The organism is Kitasatospora sp. NPDC001225 (assembly GCF_053597855.1).
The window spans coordinates 42,030-56,211 of sequence record NZ_JBSFJC010000058.1; the positions used below are offsets into that span (position 1 = coordinate 42,030).

At 72.6% G+C, this 14,182-nt stretch carries 16 protein-coding genes; 11 read left to right on the forward strand and 5 right to left on the reverse strand.

What is annotated here, in order from left to right; all coding sequences use genetic code 11:
* Window positions 1–170: 170 nt before the first annotated feature.
* From ACWDCZ_RS20940 to ACWDCZ_RS20990, 11 genes are all read left to right on the forward strand, one after another.
* Window positions 171–254: a putative leader peptide gene (locus ACWDCZ_RS20940; protein ID WP_310593185.1), complete on the forward strand. Its 84-nt coding sequence runs from the start codon at window positions 171–173 to the stop codon at window positions 252–254.
* Between the two features lie 198 nt (window positions 255–452).
* Entirely contained in the window at window positions 453–2,177 is a 1,725-nt protein-coding gene (locus tag ACWDCZ_RS20945) for a nitrite/sulfite reductase (protein WP_049655045.1), read from the forward strand.
* A gap of 100 nt (window positions 2,178–2,277) precedes the next feature.
* A complete protein-coding gene (locus ACWDCZ_RS20950; protein WP_030060859.1) occupies window positions 2,278–2,460 on the forward strand; it encodes a hypothetical protein in 183 nt (60 codons plus the stop codon).
* Window positions 2,441–3,142 carry a phosphoadenylyl-sulfate reductase gene (locus ACWDCZ_RS20955; RefSeq protein ID WP_117487354.1) on the forward strand — a complete coding sequence of 234 codons (702 nt, stop codon included), beginning with the start codon at window positions 2,441–2,443 and terminating at the stop codon, window positions 3,140–3,142. Before ACWDCZ_RS20950 ends, ACWDCZ_RS20955 begins: the two co-directional genes overlap by 20 nt.
* Before the next feature lie 62 nt (window positions 3,143–3,204).
* On the forward strand, window positions 3,205–3,786 hold the full coding sequence (gene cysC, locus ACWDCZ_RS20960; protein WP_449816630.1) for an adenylyl-sulfate kinase: 582 nt from the start codon (window positions 3,205–3,207) through the stop codon (window positions 3,784–3,786).
* Window positions 3,783–4,742, forward strand: coding sequence for a sulfate adenylyltransferase subunit CysD (gene cysD, locus ACWDCZ_RS20965; protein WP_259316546.1), 960 nt, complete (start codon window positions 3,783–3,785; stop codon window positions 4,740–4,742). The genes cysC and cysD overlap by 4 nt, the downstream gene beginning before the upstream one ends.
* The gene (locus tag ACWDCZ_RS20970) at window positions 4,742–6,055 is read left to right on the forward strand and encodes a sulfate adenylyltransferase subunit 1 (RefSeq protein ID WP_074001004.1); all 1,314 of its coding nucleotides are present in this window, start codon (window positions 4,742–4,744) and stop codon (window positions 6,053–6,055) included. Before cysD ends, ACWDCZ_RS20970 begins: the two co-directional genes overlap by 1 nt.
* A gap of 246 nt (window positions 6,056–6,301) precedes the next feature.
* Window positions 6,302–7,465, forward strand: a complete 1,164-nt coding sequence (locus ACWDCZ_RS20975; RefSeq protein WP_049655034.1) for an aliphatic sulfonate ABC transporter substrate-binding protein — start codon at window positions 6,302–6,304, stop codon at window positions 7,463–7,465.
* Window positions 7,466–7,607: 142 nt separating this feature from the next.
* Window positions 7,608–8,411 carry an ABC transporter ATP-binding protein gene (locus ACWDCZ_RS20980; protein WP_049655033.1) on the forward strand — a complete coding sequence of 268 codons (804 nt, stop codon included), beginning with the start codon at window positions 7,608–7,610 and terminating at the stop codon, window positions 8,409–8,411.
* Window positions 8,398–9,330: an ABC transporter permease gene (locus tag ACWDCZ_RS20985; protein WP_074001002.1), complete on the forward strand. Its 933-nt coding sequence runs from the start codon at window positions 8,398–8,400 to the stop codon at window positions 9,328–9,330. Before ACWDCZ_RS20980 ends, ACWDCZ_RS20985 begins: the two co-directional genes overlap by 14 nt.
* A gap of 10 nt (window positions 9,331–9,340) precedes the next feature.
* Window positions 9,341–10,075 (forward strand): sirohydrochlorin chelatase, encoded by a 735-nt coding sequence (locus ACWDCZ_RS20990; RefSeq protein WP_449816628.1) that lies wholly within the window; start codon window positions 9,341–9,343, stop codon window positions 10,073–10,075.
* A gap of 3 nt (window positions 10,076–10,078) precedes the next feature.
* Here the strand turns inward: ACWDCZ_RS20990 and ACWDCZ_RS20995 are convergent, their stop codons facing one another.
* The 5 genes from ACWDCZ_RS20995 to ACWDCZ_RS21015 all read right to left on the reverse strand — a co-directional run bounded on the left by ACWDCZ_RS20995 (window position 10,079) and on the right by ACWDCZ_RS21015 (window position 13,840).
* Complete coding sequence (locus tag ACWDCZ_RS20995) at window positions 10,079–10,390, reverse strand: hypothetical protein (protein WP_049660589.1); 312 nt, start codon at window positions 10,388–10,390, stop codon at window positions 10,079–10,081.
* Window positions 10,391–10,399: 9 nt separating this feature from the next.
* Entirely contained in the window at window positions 10,400–10,675 is a 276-nt protein-coding gene (locus ACWDCZ_RS21000) for a BrnT family toxin (protein ID WP_198959303.1), read from the reverse strand.
* Between the two features lie 121 nt (window positions 10,676–10,796).
* A complete protein-coding gene (locus ACWDCZ_RS21005; RefSeq protein ID WP_053112563.1) occupies window positions 10,797–11,510 on the reverse strand; it encodes a ricin-type beta-trefoil lectin domain protein in 714 nt (237 codons plus the stop codon).
* A 293-nt stretch (window positions 11,511–11,803) separates the two neighbouring features.
* Window positions 11,804–13,471, reverse strand: a complete 1,668-nt coding sequence (locus ACWDCZ_RS21010) for a DEAD/DEAH box helicase (protein ID WP_380742611.1) — start codon at window positions 13,469–13,471, stop codon at window positions 11,804–11,806.
* A 162-nt stretch (window positions 13,472–13,633) separates the two neighbouring features.
* Window positions 13,634–13,840, reverse strand: a complete 207-nt coding sequence (locus tag ACWDCZ_RS21015) for a cold-shock protein (protein WP_049657493.1) — start codon at window positions 13,838–13,840, stop codon at window positions 13,634–13,636.
* Window positions 13,841–14,182 lie beyond the last annotated feature (342 nt).

Consider the following 14,182-nt stretch of genomic DNA (forward strand, 5'->3'; position numbering starts at 1 on the left):
GGGGGTACGGGCGCGTGGCCGGGCGGGGTGGGGGCGCGTCGCCGGACGCGTCGCCGGACGTCCGGGCGGGGAGCGGCGGGAACATCCGGATGTCCCACATGACGAAACCTCAGAGTCCAGTATCTGGATGTTAGTGGACCGCGAGTCCCGCGCCGTGCGAATCTCTTGCCATGCCTAGCGCCGGAACCACCCTAGTAGGTCGACTCCACGTCGATCTCCTTCGCGTGTCCAGCGCCATCTGTCCGGTGACCTGAGCCCCCCGTCTCCGCCGCACCACCGCACCCGGCGCCGACCTTCCCGCCATCCCCGCCGCAGCGGATGCGCAGGCGCCCGCCCGGTCCCGGCCACCGCCCTCAAGACCTTGAAATCCGCAGGTCAGAGCGGTACCGCACGGCCGGACACGCCCCGCGACCCATTCGGCAGCAGCGCCATCCGCCCAGAAGGACTTCACCATGGCCACCTCCCCCGAGACCGTCGAGCCCACGGCCGACCGCGCCGCCGAGCGGCGCCCCGCAGCGGCCCGCAAGGTGACCCGCCACCGCGGCGAGGGCCAGTGGGGCATGGGCCACTACACCCCGCTGAACGCCAACGAGCAGTTCAAGAAGGACGACGACGGTCTCAATGTGCGGACACGTATTGAGACGATCTACGCGCACCGGGGCTTCGACTCCATCGACCCCGCCGACCTGCGCGGCCGGATGCGCTGGTGGGGGCTCTACACCCAGCGCAAGGAGGGCATCGACGGCGGCAAGACCGCGATCCTGGACCCGCACGAGCTGGACGCCGAGTTCTTCATGCTCCGGGTCCGCATCGACGGCGGCCGGCTGACCGTCCCCCAGCTGCGGGCGGTCGCCGAGGTCTCCGAGCAGTACGCGCGCGGCACCGCCGACCTGACCGACCGCCAGAACATCCAGTACCACTGGATCCGGATCGAGGACGTCCCGGCGATCTGGCAGAAGCTGGAGGCCGTCGGCCTGTCCACCACCGAGGCCTGCGGCGACACCCCGCGCGTCATCCTCGGCTCCCCGGTGGCCGGAATCGCCGAGGACGAGATCATCGACGGCACGCCCGCCATCGAGGAGATCCAGCGCCGCTTCATCGGCAACCCGGACTTCTCCAACCTGCCGCGCAAGTTCAAGAGCGCGGTCTCCGGCTCCCCGCTGCTGGACGTCGCGCACGAGATCAACGACGTCTCCTTCGTCGGCGTGGTCCACCCCGAGCACGGGCCCGGCTTCGACCTGTGGGTCGGCGGCGGCCTGTCCACCAACCCCAAGCTGGGCGTGCGGCTGGGCGCGTGGGTCCCGCTGGACGAGGTCGCGGACGTCTACGGCGGCGTCATCGGCATCTTCCGCGACTACGGCTACCGGCGCCTGCGCAACCGCGCCCGGCTGAAGTTCCTGGTCGCCGACTGGGGCGTGGAGAAGTTCCGCCGGGTCCTGGAGGAGGAGTACCTCGAGCGCCCGCTGCTCGACGGCCCCGCCCCGGCCGAGCCCGCCGCCCGCTGGCGCGACCACGTCGGCGTCCACCGGCAGAAGGACGGCCGCTACTACATCGGCTTCGCCCCGCGCGTCGGCCGGGTCGACGGCAAGCTGCTCGGCCGGATCGCCGACCTCGCCGCCGCCCACGGCAGCGACCGGGTGCGCACCACCGCCGAGCAGAAGATGATCGTCCTCGACATCGCCGAGGAGCACGTCGACTCCGTGGTGGCCGGCCTGGAGGCGCTCGACCTGCGGGTCACCCCCTCGCCGTTCCGCCGCGGCACCATGGCCTGCACCGGCATCGAGTACTGCAAGCTCGCCATCGTCGAGACCAAGGAGCGCGGCCGCACGCTCATCGACGAGCTGGAGCAGCGCCTGCCGGAGTTCGCCGAGCCGCTGACCATCAACATCAACGGCTGCCCGAACGCCTGCGCCCGCATCCAGGTCGCCGACATCGGCCTCAAGGGCCAGTTGGTCACCGACGAGCACGGCGAGCAGGTCGAGGGCTACCAGGTCCACCTCGGCGGCGCGCTCGGCCTGGAGGCCGGCTTCGGCCGCAAGGTCCGCGGCCTCAAGGTCACCAGCGCGGGCCTGCCCGACTACGTCGAGCGCGTGCTGACCCGCTACCAGGCCGACCGCACCGAGGGCGAGCGCTTCGCCCAGTGGGCGGCCCGGGCGACCGAGGAGCAGCTCTCGTGAGCGAGCGATGGGGGCACCCCCGGCCGGAGGCTGGGGGAGAGCGAACCAAAAAGGCAGGGCGTTGTTCGCGAAGCGAACGCCGAGCGCAGCGAGGTGGGCAATGAGTGAGCGCGCCGCCCCTTTCTTCTGCCCCTACTGCGGGGACGAGGACCTGCGCCCCTCCGAGGCCGGACACGGCGCCTGGGAGTGCCACGGGTGCCGCCGCGCCTTCCAGCTGAAGTTCCTCGGCCTGCTGTCACCGACCAACCACGGGGGTACGTCACATGAGCAGCACCGCGACTGACCACGAGGCGATAGCCGTCCGGGCCGGCCGCGAGCTGGAGGAGGCCACCGCGCAGGAGGTCCTGCGGTGGGCCGCGGACACCTTCGGCGCGCGGTTCTGCGTCACCTCCTCGATGGAGGACGCGGTGGTGGCCCACCTGGCGTCCTCGGTGTTCCCGGGGGTGGACGTGGTGTTCCTGGACACCGGTTACCACTTCCCGGAGACCCTCGGGACGCGCGACGCGGTGGCCGCGACCATGCCGGTCAACGTCATCACGCTCACCCCGCTGCGGACGGTGGCCGAGCAGGACGCCGAGCACGGGCCGGCCCTGCACGACCGCGACCCGGACCTGTGCTGCTCGCTGCGCAAGGTCGAGCCGCTCAACCGGGGCCTGGCCGGCTACGACGCCTGGGCGACCGGGCTGCGCCGCGACGAGTCGCCGACCCGGGCGAACACCCCCGTGGTGTCCTGGGACCCGAAGCGCCGCAAGGTCAAGATCGCCCCGATCGCCCGCTGGACCCAGGAGGACGTGGACGCCTACGTCGCCGCCCACGGCGTGCTGCTCAACCCGCTGCTGTGGGAGGGCTACACCTCGATCGGCTGCTCCCCGTTGTCCTGCACCCGCAAGCCGGGCGAGGGTGAGGACGCCCGGGCCGGCCGCTGGTCCGGCTCCGGCAAGACCGAGTGCGGCATCCACCTCTGATTCGATCCGTTCTGATCGTCCGTCCATCCTCGTGTAAGGAAAGAACCGTGACAGCTGACACCCTGGCCGCCGACGGAGCCGCAGAGGCGGCCCGCACGGCCGCCCCGTGCGAGCGCGGCGCCACCATGTGGCTGACCGGGCTGCCGAGCGCGGGCAAGACCACCCTGGCCTTCGCCCTCGCCGAGCGGCTGCGCGCCGAGGGCCACAAGGTCGAGGTCCTGGACGGCGACGAGATCCGCGAGTTCCTCTCCAAGGGCCTCGGCTTCTCCCGCGAGGACCGGCACACCAACGTCACCCGGATCGGCTTCGTCGCCGAGAAGCTGGCGGCCAACGGCGTCAAGGTACTCGCCCCGGTGATCGCCCCGTTCGCGGACTCCCGCGCCGCGGTGCGCGAGCGGCACGCGGCGGCCGGCACCGAGTTCCTGGAGATCCACGTCGCCACCCCGGTCGAGCTGTGCGCCGAACGGGACGTCAAGGGCCTGTACGCGAAGCAGGCGGCCGGCGAGATCTCCGGCCTGACCGGCGTGGACGACCCGTACGAGGCCCCGGAGCGGCCGGAGCTGCGCCTCCAGACCCGGGGCCGCGCGGTCGCCGAGTCCGCCGCCGAGCTGCACGCCTTCCTGACCGAGAGGGGTCTGGCATGACCACCGAGACCGACAGCCCGGTCCGCACCGCCGGCGACCCCAACCAGAATTCAGGGGGGCCCTTCGCGCTGTCCCACCTGGACGCGTTGGAGGCCGAGTCGGTGCACATCTTCCGCGAGGTCGCGGGGGAGTTCGAACGCCCGGTGATCCTGTTCTCCGGCGGCAAGGACTCCATCGTCATGCTGCACCTGGCGCTCAAGGCCTTCGCGCCCGCCGCCGTCCCCTTCTCGCTGCTGCACGTCGACACCGGGCACAACTTCCCCGAGGTCATCGACTACCGCGACCGCGTCGCCGCGCGGCACGGCCTGCGCCTGCACGTCGCCCACGTCCAGGACTTCATCGACCGCGGCGTCCTGCGCGAACGCCCCGACGGCACCCGCAACCCGCTGCAGACCGTGCCGCTGCTGGACGCCATCGAGACGAACCGCTTCGACGCGGTGTTCGGCGGCGGGCGCCGCGACGAGGAGAAGGCCCGCGCCAAGGAGCGCGTCTTCTCGCTGCGCGACGAGTTCGGCGCCTGGGACCCGCGCCGCCAGCGCCCCGAGCTGTGGTCGCTCTACAACGGCCGCCACGCGGTGGGCGAGCACGTGCGGGTCTTCCCGCTGTCCAACTGGACCGAGCTCGACGTGTGGCAGTACATCGAGCGCGAGGGCATCGAGCTGCCGGAGATCTACTACGCCCACGAGCGGGACGTCTTCGCCCGCAGCGGCATGTGGCTGACCGCCGGCGACTGGGGCGGCCCCAAGGAGCACGAGCCGGTCCAGCGGCGGCTGATCCGCTACCGCACCGTCGGCGACATGTCCTGCACCGGCGCCGTCGACTCCGACGCCACCACCATCGAGGCCGTCATCGCCGAGATCGCCGCCTCGCGCCTCACCGAGCGCGGTGCGACGCGGGCCGACGACAAGCTCTCCGAGGCCGCGATGGAAGACCGCAAGCGCGAGGGATACTTCTAATGAGCACCGCCACCAACGCCACCTCGCTGCTGCGCTTCGCCACCGCCGGCTCCGTCGACGACGGCAAGTCCACCCTCGTCGGCCGGCTGCTGCACGACTCCAAGTCGGTGCTCGCCGACCAGCTGGAGGCCGTCGAGCACGCCTCCCGCAGCCGCGGCCAGGAGGCGCCCGACCTCGCCCTGCTCACCGACGGCCTGCGGGCCGAGCGCGAACAGGGCATCACCATCGACGTGGCCTACCGCTACTTCGCCACGCCCCGCCGGCGGTTCATCCTCGCCGACACCCCCGGGCACGTGCAGTACACCCGCAACATGGTCACCGGCGCCTCCACGGCCGAACTCGCCGTCGTCCTCGTCGACGCCCGCAACGGCGTCGTCGAGCAGACCCGCCGGCACGCCGCCGTCGCCGCCCTGCTGCGCGTGCCGCACGTCGTCCTCGCCGTCAACAAGATGGACCTGGTCGACTACGCCGAGCCCGTGTTCGCCGCCATCGCCGCCGAGTTCACCGCCTACGCCGCCTCGCTCGGCGTCAAGGACGTGCTGGCCGTCCCGATCTCCGCCCTCGCCGGGGACAACGTCGTCGAGCCGTCCGCGCACATGGACTGGTACGGCGGCCCGACCCTGCTGGAGCACCTGGAGACGGTGCCGGTCGGCAGCGACCCGGGCGCCGAGCCGGCCCGCTTCCCGGTCCAGTACGTCATCCGCCCGCAGACCGAGGAGCACCCCGACTACCGCGGCTACGCGGGCCAGTTGGCGTCCGGCGTGCTGCGCGTCGGCGACACCGTCACCGTCCTGCCGTCCGGCCACACCACCACCGTCGCCGGGATCGACGCCCTCGGCCGCCAGGCCGACGCCGCCTGGGCCCCGCAGTCGGTGACCGTCCGCCTCGCCGACGACCTGGACGTCTCCCGCGGCGACCTCATCGCCGCCGGGCCCGTGCCCGTCCCCACCAAGGACATCGAGGCCACCGTCAGCCACCTCAGCGAACGGCCGCTGCGCGCCGGCGACAAGGTCCTCCTCAAGCACACCACCCGCACCGTGCGGGCGCTGGTCAAGGACGTCGCCTACCGGATCGACATCGACACTTTGGAACAGCGCCCCGCCCCCGACGGGCTGAACGTCAACGACATCGGCCGGGTCGTCCTGCGCACCGCCGAGCCGCTGGCCCTGGACGGCTACTCCGACAACCGCCGCACCGGGTCGTTCCTGCTCATCGACCCGGCCGACGGCACCACCCTCACCGCCGGCATGGCGGGCGAGGCCTTCGCCACCGTACCCACCACCGGCACACCCGACGAGGAGGACTGGGTCTGATGCCCAGCGAGGCGTTCTCGGGCATGGACAAGGAAGGCGGCCGCATCGGCAGCGGCGTCCTCGGCAGCGGCCAGGGCGGCCTGACCCGATGTGCGGGCCGACGGGGCTGAGAACGCCCTGTCACCGGGCTGTCTTCCCCCACAGCCGCCCGGCTTGCCCCCGGCACACCGCTGCCGCGCGCACCACCTTCCAACCGTCCGTCCGAGACCGCCTCCTGACGGTCCGTCCGCGAACAGGACTCTCGCCATGGCACCGAACCCGGCCCTCCCGCATACCCGCACCCGCCCCGACGCCGGGCGGATCAGACGCTCCGCGGCCGCCGCCGCGGCCGGCCTGACCGTGGCGGCCCTGCTGTCGTCCTGCAGCTACGGCTCCAAGGCGGACGACAAGTCCTCCGACGCCAAGGCCAACACCGCTGCCACCGCCGGGAGTTCCGGCGCGAAGCTGTCCGCGGACACGGTGAAGATCGGCTACTTCGCCAACCTCACCCACGGCACCCCGCTGGTCGGCCTCCAGGAGGGCTTCTTCCAGAAGGAGCTCGGCGCCACCCAGGTCAAGACCCAGGTCTTCAACGCCGGCCCGGCCGAGATCGAGGCGCTGAACGCCGGCTCCATCGACATCGGCTGGATCGGCCCCTCCCCCGCGATCAACGGCTACACCAAGTCCGACGGCAAGTCCCTGAAGATCATCGGCGGTTCGGCCTCCGGCGGCGTCAAGCTGGTCGCCAACCCGGAGAAGATCGCCACCCTGGACGACCTCAAGGGCAAGAAGATCGCCACCCCGCAGCTCGGCAACACCCAGGACGTCGCCCTGCTCAACTACCTGGCGGGCAAGGGCTACAAGGTCGACGCGGCCACCGGCGCCGGCGACGTCTCGGTCGTGCGCACCGACAACAAGGTCACCCCCGACGCATACAAGTCCGGCTCCATCGACGCCGCCTGGGTGCCCGAGCCCACCGCCTCCAAGCTGGTCACGCTCGGCGCGAAGGTCCTGCTCAACGAGAAGGACGTCTGGCCCGACAAGAAGTTCGTGATCACCAACATCATCGTCTCGCAGAAGTTCCTCACGGAGCACCCGGACGTGGTGGAGGCCGTGCTGCGCGGCTCGGTGAAGACCAACGCCTTCATCAAGGACAACTCCGACAAGGCCAAGGCCGACGCCAACGAGGCGATCAAGAAGGAGGCCGGCAACTCCCTGGAGCCCGCCATCCTCGACCCGGCCTGGGCCGACATCGACTTCCTGGACGACCCGCTGGCGAACACCCTCCAGGCCGAGGCCGACCACGCCGTCACCGCCGGGCTCCTCAAGAAGCCCAACCTGAACGGCATCTACGACCTCACCCTGCTGAACAAGGTCCTCGCCGCGGAGGGCCGGCCCGCCGTCGCGGACGCCGGACTCGGCGCCAAGTAGCGCCCGCAGCAAGGCCGTTCGTCACGACTCCGCGGTCCGGCCCCCGCCCGCCCGGTCGATCCCCGATCGATGCCCACCGGGACGGGCGGGGCCCGGGCCACGGCCCCGACCTCGCCAGACCACTCATCCAGGAGGTGCCCGGATGACCCCGGCACTGACCACCTCGGCGGACGCCCCCGGCGCCGACGCCCACGGCGGTGCGCCCGCCGTCCGGATCTCGCACGTGCACAAGTCCTTCGGCCGCCCCGGCGCCCAGACCCACGTCCTGGACGACATCACCCTCGACGTCGCCCCCGGCGAGTTCGTCACCCTGCTCGGCGCCTCCGGCTGCGGCAAGTCCACCCTGCTCAACCTCGTCGCCGGCCTCGACCGGCCCACCGCCGGCGGCATCGAGGTGCCCGGCGGCCGCCCCGCGCTGATGTTCCAGGAGCACGCCCTCTTCCCCTGGCTCACCGCCGGCAGGAACATCGAACTCGCCCTCAAGCTGGCCGGCGTCGCCCGCCCCGAGCGCCGCGCCGAAGCCGAGCGGCTGCTCGAACTCGTCCGCCTGGACGGCGCGTACGGCAAGCGCGTCCACGAGCTGTCCGGCGGCATGCGCCAGCGCGTCGCCATGGCCCGCGCCCTCGCCCAGGGCAGCAAGGTCCTGCTCATGGACGAGCCCTTCGCCGCCCTCGACGCCATCACCCGCGACGTCCTCCACGACGAGATCACCCGGATCTGGGCCGAACGGCAGCTGACCGTCCTGTTCGTCACCCACAACGTCCGCGAGGCCGTCCGCCTCGCCCAGCGGGTCGTCCTGCTCTCCTCCCGCCCCGGCCGGGTCGCCCGCGAATGGCACATCGACCTGCCCCAGCCGCGCCGCATCGAGTCCGCCGGCGTCGCCGACCTGTCCATCGAGATCACCGAAGAACTGCGTGGGGAGATCCGTCGCCATGGCCAGCACTGACACCACCCCCGTCCTGGACAAGAACGACAGGAACGACAAGCACGACCGGAACGACAGGACCGCCGACACCGCGGGCGTCGGCGCCGGCCTGGACGCCCTCGACGCCGTCACCGCACAGCGCGGCTCCCTCGGCGAGGCCCTGCGCAGCAAGGCCCTGCCGCCGCTGATCGGCGTGCTCGTCGTGCTCGCGCTCTGGCAGGGCGCGTACAGCCTGGAGCTCACCTCCTCCTACAAGCTGCCCAGCCCCGCCGACGTGTGGCGCTCCGCCCAGGACCTCTGGTACCAGGGCACGCTGTTCTCGATCATCTGGACCAGCGTCTGGCGCGGCCTGTCCGGCTTCCTCCTCGCCGTGGTGATCGGCACCCCGATCGGCCTCGTCGTCGCCCGCATCAGACCGGTGCGCACCGCCATCGGGCCCGTCCTGCAGGGCCTGCAGTCGCTGCCCTCGGTCGCCTGGGTGCCCGCCGCCGTCATCTGGCTCGGCATCAACGACTCGATGATGTACGCCGTCATCCTGCTCGGCGCCGTCCCCTCCATCGCCAACGGCCTGGTCGCCGGCATCGACCAGGTCCCCCCGCTGTTCCTGCGGGCCGGACGCACCCTCGGCGCCACCGGCCTCACCGGCGCCCGGCACGTCCTCATCCCCGCCGCCCTGCCCGGCTACCTCGCCGGCCTCAAGCAGGGCTGGGCCTTCTCCTGGCGCTCCCTGATGGCCGCCGAACTCGTCGCCTCCTCCCCCGACCTGGGCCGCGGCCTCGGCCGCTTCCTGGAGGACCAGCGCGAGTTCTCCGACATGTCCGGCGTCCTGCTCGGCATCATCCTCATCCTCTTCGTCGGCATCGCCATCGAGCTCCTCGTCTTCACCCCCGTCGAACGCCGGGTGCTGCGCAACCGCGGCCTGCTGGCCACCGGCAAGTGAGGCAGCGCTGATGCCCGCCCTCCTCCTGATCGCCCACGGCAGCCGCGACCCGCGCCACGCCGCGACGGTGGCCGCGCTCGTGGAGGAGGTGCGGGCCCAGCGGCCGGGCACCGAGGTCGCCACCGCCTACCTGGACCACTGCGCGCCGCGGATCCCCCAGGTCGTCGGACGGCTCGCGGACGCGGTGGCGGTGCCGCTGCTGCTCAACCGGGCCTTCCACGCCAAGCACGACATCCCGGCCGCCCTGCGCGCCGCCGGCTCCCGGCTGCCGGTCGCCGACGTGCTCGGCCCCTCCCCGCTGCTGCTGGCCGCCCTGGACCGCCGCCTCGCCGAGGCCGGCCTCGCGGTCGGCTCACCCGCCGCCCGGGCCCGTATCGGCATCGTCCTGGCGGCCGCCGGCTCCTCCGACCCGGCCGCCGACGCCGCGACCCGCGCGGTCGCCGCCGAGTGGCGCCGCACCCGCGGCTGGGCCGCCGTCGAGGTCGCCTACGCCTCCGCCGCCGGCCCCCGCGTCCCCGACGCCCTCGCCGCCCTGCGCACCGCCGGCGCCGAACGCACCGCCGTCGCCCCCTACCTGCTCGCCCCCGGCCTCCTCCCCGACCGCATCGCGGCCGCCGCCGAGGACGCGGGCGCGGACCTCGTGGCCGACGTCCTCGGCCCGTCCCCCGAACTGGCGGCCCTCCTCCTCCACCGCTACGACCAGGCCCGCCACGCCGCGGACACCACCCCGGCCCTCACCGCCTGACCCTCACGACGCCCGACGGTGCTGGTACTCCGCCACCGCCGCGGTGATCACACTGAGCGGCACCGGCTCGTCCACGTCCGCGATGGCGGCCTCGATCCACTCCCGCATGATCGCCGTCGGCTTCAGCCCCCGCTCCCGCGCCCGGCGCCGGACCTCGTCCATCACCGGCTTGGGCAGCCGCAGCGAGGTGGTGATCATCACCGACTCGGCCGCCACCGGCTCGCCCGGCTCGGCGCTCATGATCTCGTCCTCGGTCAGCTCGTGCGTCTCGTAGTACTCGGCGATCGCCTCGAGGTCCGCACCGTTGTCAGTCATCCGTCACCTTCAACTCGTCCGCTTGAGGAACAAGCGCCTCTCGGCAGCTGTCATGTCGCGTGCGGTGGCGCAGTACCACGCTGACGGCACCACCGCGCTCTCCGCCAACACCACCAACAGGTAGCGCCCGGCCCGCGTCACGCCATGGCACAGGGTCGTCCCCTGGCGGCCGTCCGAGAACCAGTGCGGACGGCAGAACACGACATCCTCGACCTCCTCCGGATCCACTCCGTGCCTGGCGATGTGCTCCTCGGACCGCTCGGTCCAGTAGATCTCACTATGCACGAGCAGCAGCGTGTTGCAAACGCAATGCACGACTCAAGCCGCCGTCACTCAGGCGAGTGACGGCGGCCAGGAGCACCGGCAGCGCGCACGGACGGGCCGTACGCCCTGGCCGGCGCGGGCGTCAGGCCGGGAGGTTCCACTTCTGGTTGGCGGCGCCGTTGCAGTCCCAGATGCCGAGCTGGTTGCCGTTGTCGGTGGAGAAGCCGAGGTCGTCCAGGCAGCGGCCGGACTGCGGGTTGAGGAGCGAGCCGTCGGGGCGGGCCTGCCACTGCTGGGCGCCGCTGCCGTTGCAGTCGTAGATCTGGACCTTGGTGCCGTTGCCGGTGTTGCCGCCGGAGACGTCCATGCACTTGCCGAGGGCGCGGATCGTGCCGTCGACGCCGATCCGCCACTTCTGCGCGACGGAGCCGTTGCAGTCGTAGATCTGGACGGCAGTGCCGTTGCCGACGTTGGCGCCCTTCACGTCGACGCACTTGCTCGCGTAGCCGGAGATCTGGCCGGTCGGGCCGGCCGGCGGGACGGCGCCGAGGACGACGCGCGGGAACTGGACGCTGTCGCCGATGCCGCAGGACGCGGACATGGTGCCGTCGCCGATCGCGATGCCGCCGATGGCGGGGCGGGAGAACTGCACGGTGTGGTTGGAGTTCCAGTAGAGGCAGTTGGCGGTCACGGTCCAGGTCTGCATCGGGTCGAGGCCGGTACAGCTGCCGACGGCGTTCCAGGCGGAGGCCCAGGCGCCGCAGGCCGGCGCGGCCTGGGCGGAGGTGGCCGGGGCGGCCAGGGCGGCGGCCCCGGCGAGCAGGGCGGTGGTCAGCAGGGCGGAGGTTCGGCGCATGGGACGGTCGTCCTTCCGAGTGGGGGGATCACGTGGACTCACCATCCGCGCTTCCGTGGTGACGGGGCGTCGGATGTGTGGGCCGCGTCAGAGACTCGGGGGTGCGCGGTCGGCCGTCAACCGGCAGGGCACCGGCAGCTGCCGGGTGCGCCGGGGCTGAGCTGGGCGGTCGGTCCGGGCGGCAGTTTTCGCCGGGGCACGGCACGGCGCCGGTCCCGGAAAAGCCGGAGGCCCCGCACGCCCCCTGCTGCGAGGGGGTGTGCGGGGCCCGTACGGCGTGGCCGGGACGGCCGTCAGTCGGCCTTGCGGCGCTGGCGGCCGGTGCCGTAGTTGGAGCCGGACTTGGTGCCGCTGCCGGGCTTGGCGCGGCCCGAGGAGCGGCCGATGAAGCCGGCCGCCTGCGGGCGCTCGCCCTGGGCGGCGCCGCCGATGCGCTGCTTGGGGCGGGGGCGGCGCGGGTTGCCGTTCATGTCGACGTCGGCGGGCAGCGCGGAGCGCTTGCCGGGCCGGCGGCGGGGGGTGCCGGACTTGGCCCCGGCGGGCTTGTCGGCGCCGCCCTTGGCCCCGGCGGCCTGGTCGGCGGTGACCGGTACGGCCAGCGTCACGGCCACGCCGCTGGGGGTGCGGGCGCCGGTGATCCGGGTGAGGTCGGCGTCGCCCGGGCGGATCTTGGTGACGGTCGGGCGGATGCCGGCCGTCGTCATCAGCCGGTTGACCTCGCGGCGCTGCTCGGGCAGCACCAGGGTGACGACCGTCCCGGACTCGCCGGCCCGGGCGGTGCGGCCGCCGCGGTGCAGGTAGTCCTTGTGGTCGACCGGCGGGTCGACGTTGACGACCAGGTCCAGGCCGTCGATGTGGATGCCGCGGGCGGCGACGTTGGTCGCGATGAGCGCGGTGACGTGGCCGTCCCGGAACTGGTCCAGGACCCGGTTGCGCTGCGGCTGGGACTTGCCGCCGTGCAGCGCGGCGGCCTTCACGCCGTTGGCGAGCAGCTGCTTGGCCAGCCGGTCGGCGCCGTGCTTGGTGTGCACGAACATGATCACGCGGCCGTCGCGGGAGGCGATGTGCGCGGTGGCGGAGGCCTTGTCGGCCTGCTCCAGCTGGAGGACGTGGTGGTCCATGGTGGTGACCGCGCCGGCCGAGGGGTCGACCGAGTGGGTCACCGGGTCGGTCAGGAAGCGCTTGACCAGCCGGTCGACGTTGCGGTCCAGGGTGGCGGAGAACAGCATCCGCTGCCCGCCCTCGGCGACCTGCTCCAGCAGCTTGCTGACCTGCGGCAGGAAGCCCATGTCGGCCATCTGGTCGGCCTCGTCGAGGACGGTGATCGCGACGTCGGAGAGGTTGACGTCGCCGCGCCCGATCAGGTCGTCCAGCCGGCCCGGGGTGGCCACCAGGACCTCGGTGCCGCGGCGCACCGCGTTGGCCTGCTTGTTGATCGACATGCCGCCGACGACGGTGGTGATCCGCAGGTTGACGGCGGTCGCGTACGGGGTGAGCGCCTCGGTGACCTGCTGGGCCAGCTCGCGGGTGGGCACCAGGACGAGCGCCAGCGGGTACCGGGCGTCGGCGCGGCGCCCGGCGGTGCGGGCGAGCAGCGGGAGGCCGAAGGCCAGGGTCTTGCCGGAGCCGGTACGGCCGCGGCCGAGGACGTCGCGCCCGGCGATCGAGTCGGGCAGCGTGGCGGCCTGGATCGGGAAGGGCTCGGTGACGCCCTGGCGGCCGAGCGCGGAGAGGATCGCCTTGGGCATCTCCAGCTCGGCGAAGGACGCCGCCGGGGGCCGGGCCGGGGTGCCCTGGACCACGGTGAAGTCGGTGGCCTCGGGGGTGGCGGCGGGGCGGGCCTGCTTGGGGGCGCCGCTACGGCCGCGCGGCTTGCGCGGGCGGTCGCCGCCGGCAGTGCGGCGGGCCTGGTCGGTGGTGCGGGGGCCGCGGTCGCGCGGCGAGCGGGCAGGGGTGGTCACGGATTCTCCGTCCGTCGGTCTACAGCCCGGGCTGCGGGCTGGAGTCGGCCGTCGGATGCATGGAGTGCGCCGCCCCGGCCGTACGGCGGCATGAGCGGGGGCCCGCACCGTGCGGTGCGGGCCCCGCTTCGCGATGATCGCGAGTCAGCGTGGAGGCTGACGTCAGCCGATGATCTGGATGTTCTCGGCCTGCGGGCCCTTCTGGCCCTGGGTGACGTCGAACTCGACCTTCTGGCCCTCGAACAGCTCACGGAAGCCCTGGGCAACGATGTTCGAGTAGTGGGCGAACACGTCGGCGCCGCCACCATCCTGCTCGATGAAGCCGAAGCCCTTCTCGCTGTTGAACCACTTCACGGTGCCGGTAGCCATAACCGTCTCCTCTAAATCCTGGGGGCATCAGGGATCCACACCTCGTGGATCCCCGTGGTAGCCGCGATCCCCATCCGGAGACTGAAACACCGGACAAAACAAATGCGCCTGTCGGTTGGTACCAGCAGGCGCACACCACGTTCATGGGAACCAAAACTGCAACTGCTTCGACTGTAGCACGGTGGCACGGGGGTTGACCGGGGATTTTCCCGCCCAGGAGATCACGTTTGGTGGCCTCGGAAACGGGGCAGCGGCGGGCCGCCGCCGCCCCGGCCCGCCCGGCGGCCCCCCCCCCCCCCCCCGCTCGGCTGGGCGGGGCGGGGTATGACAACGCTGTACAAC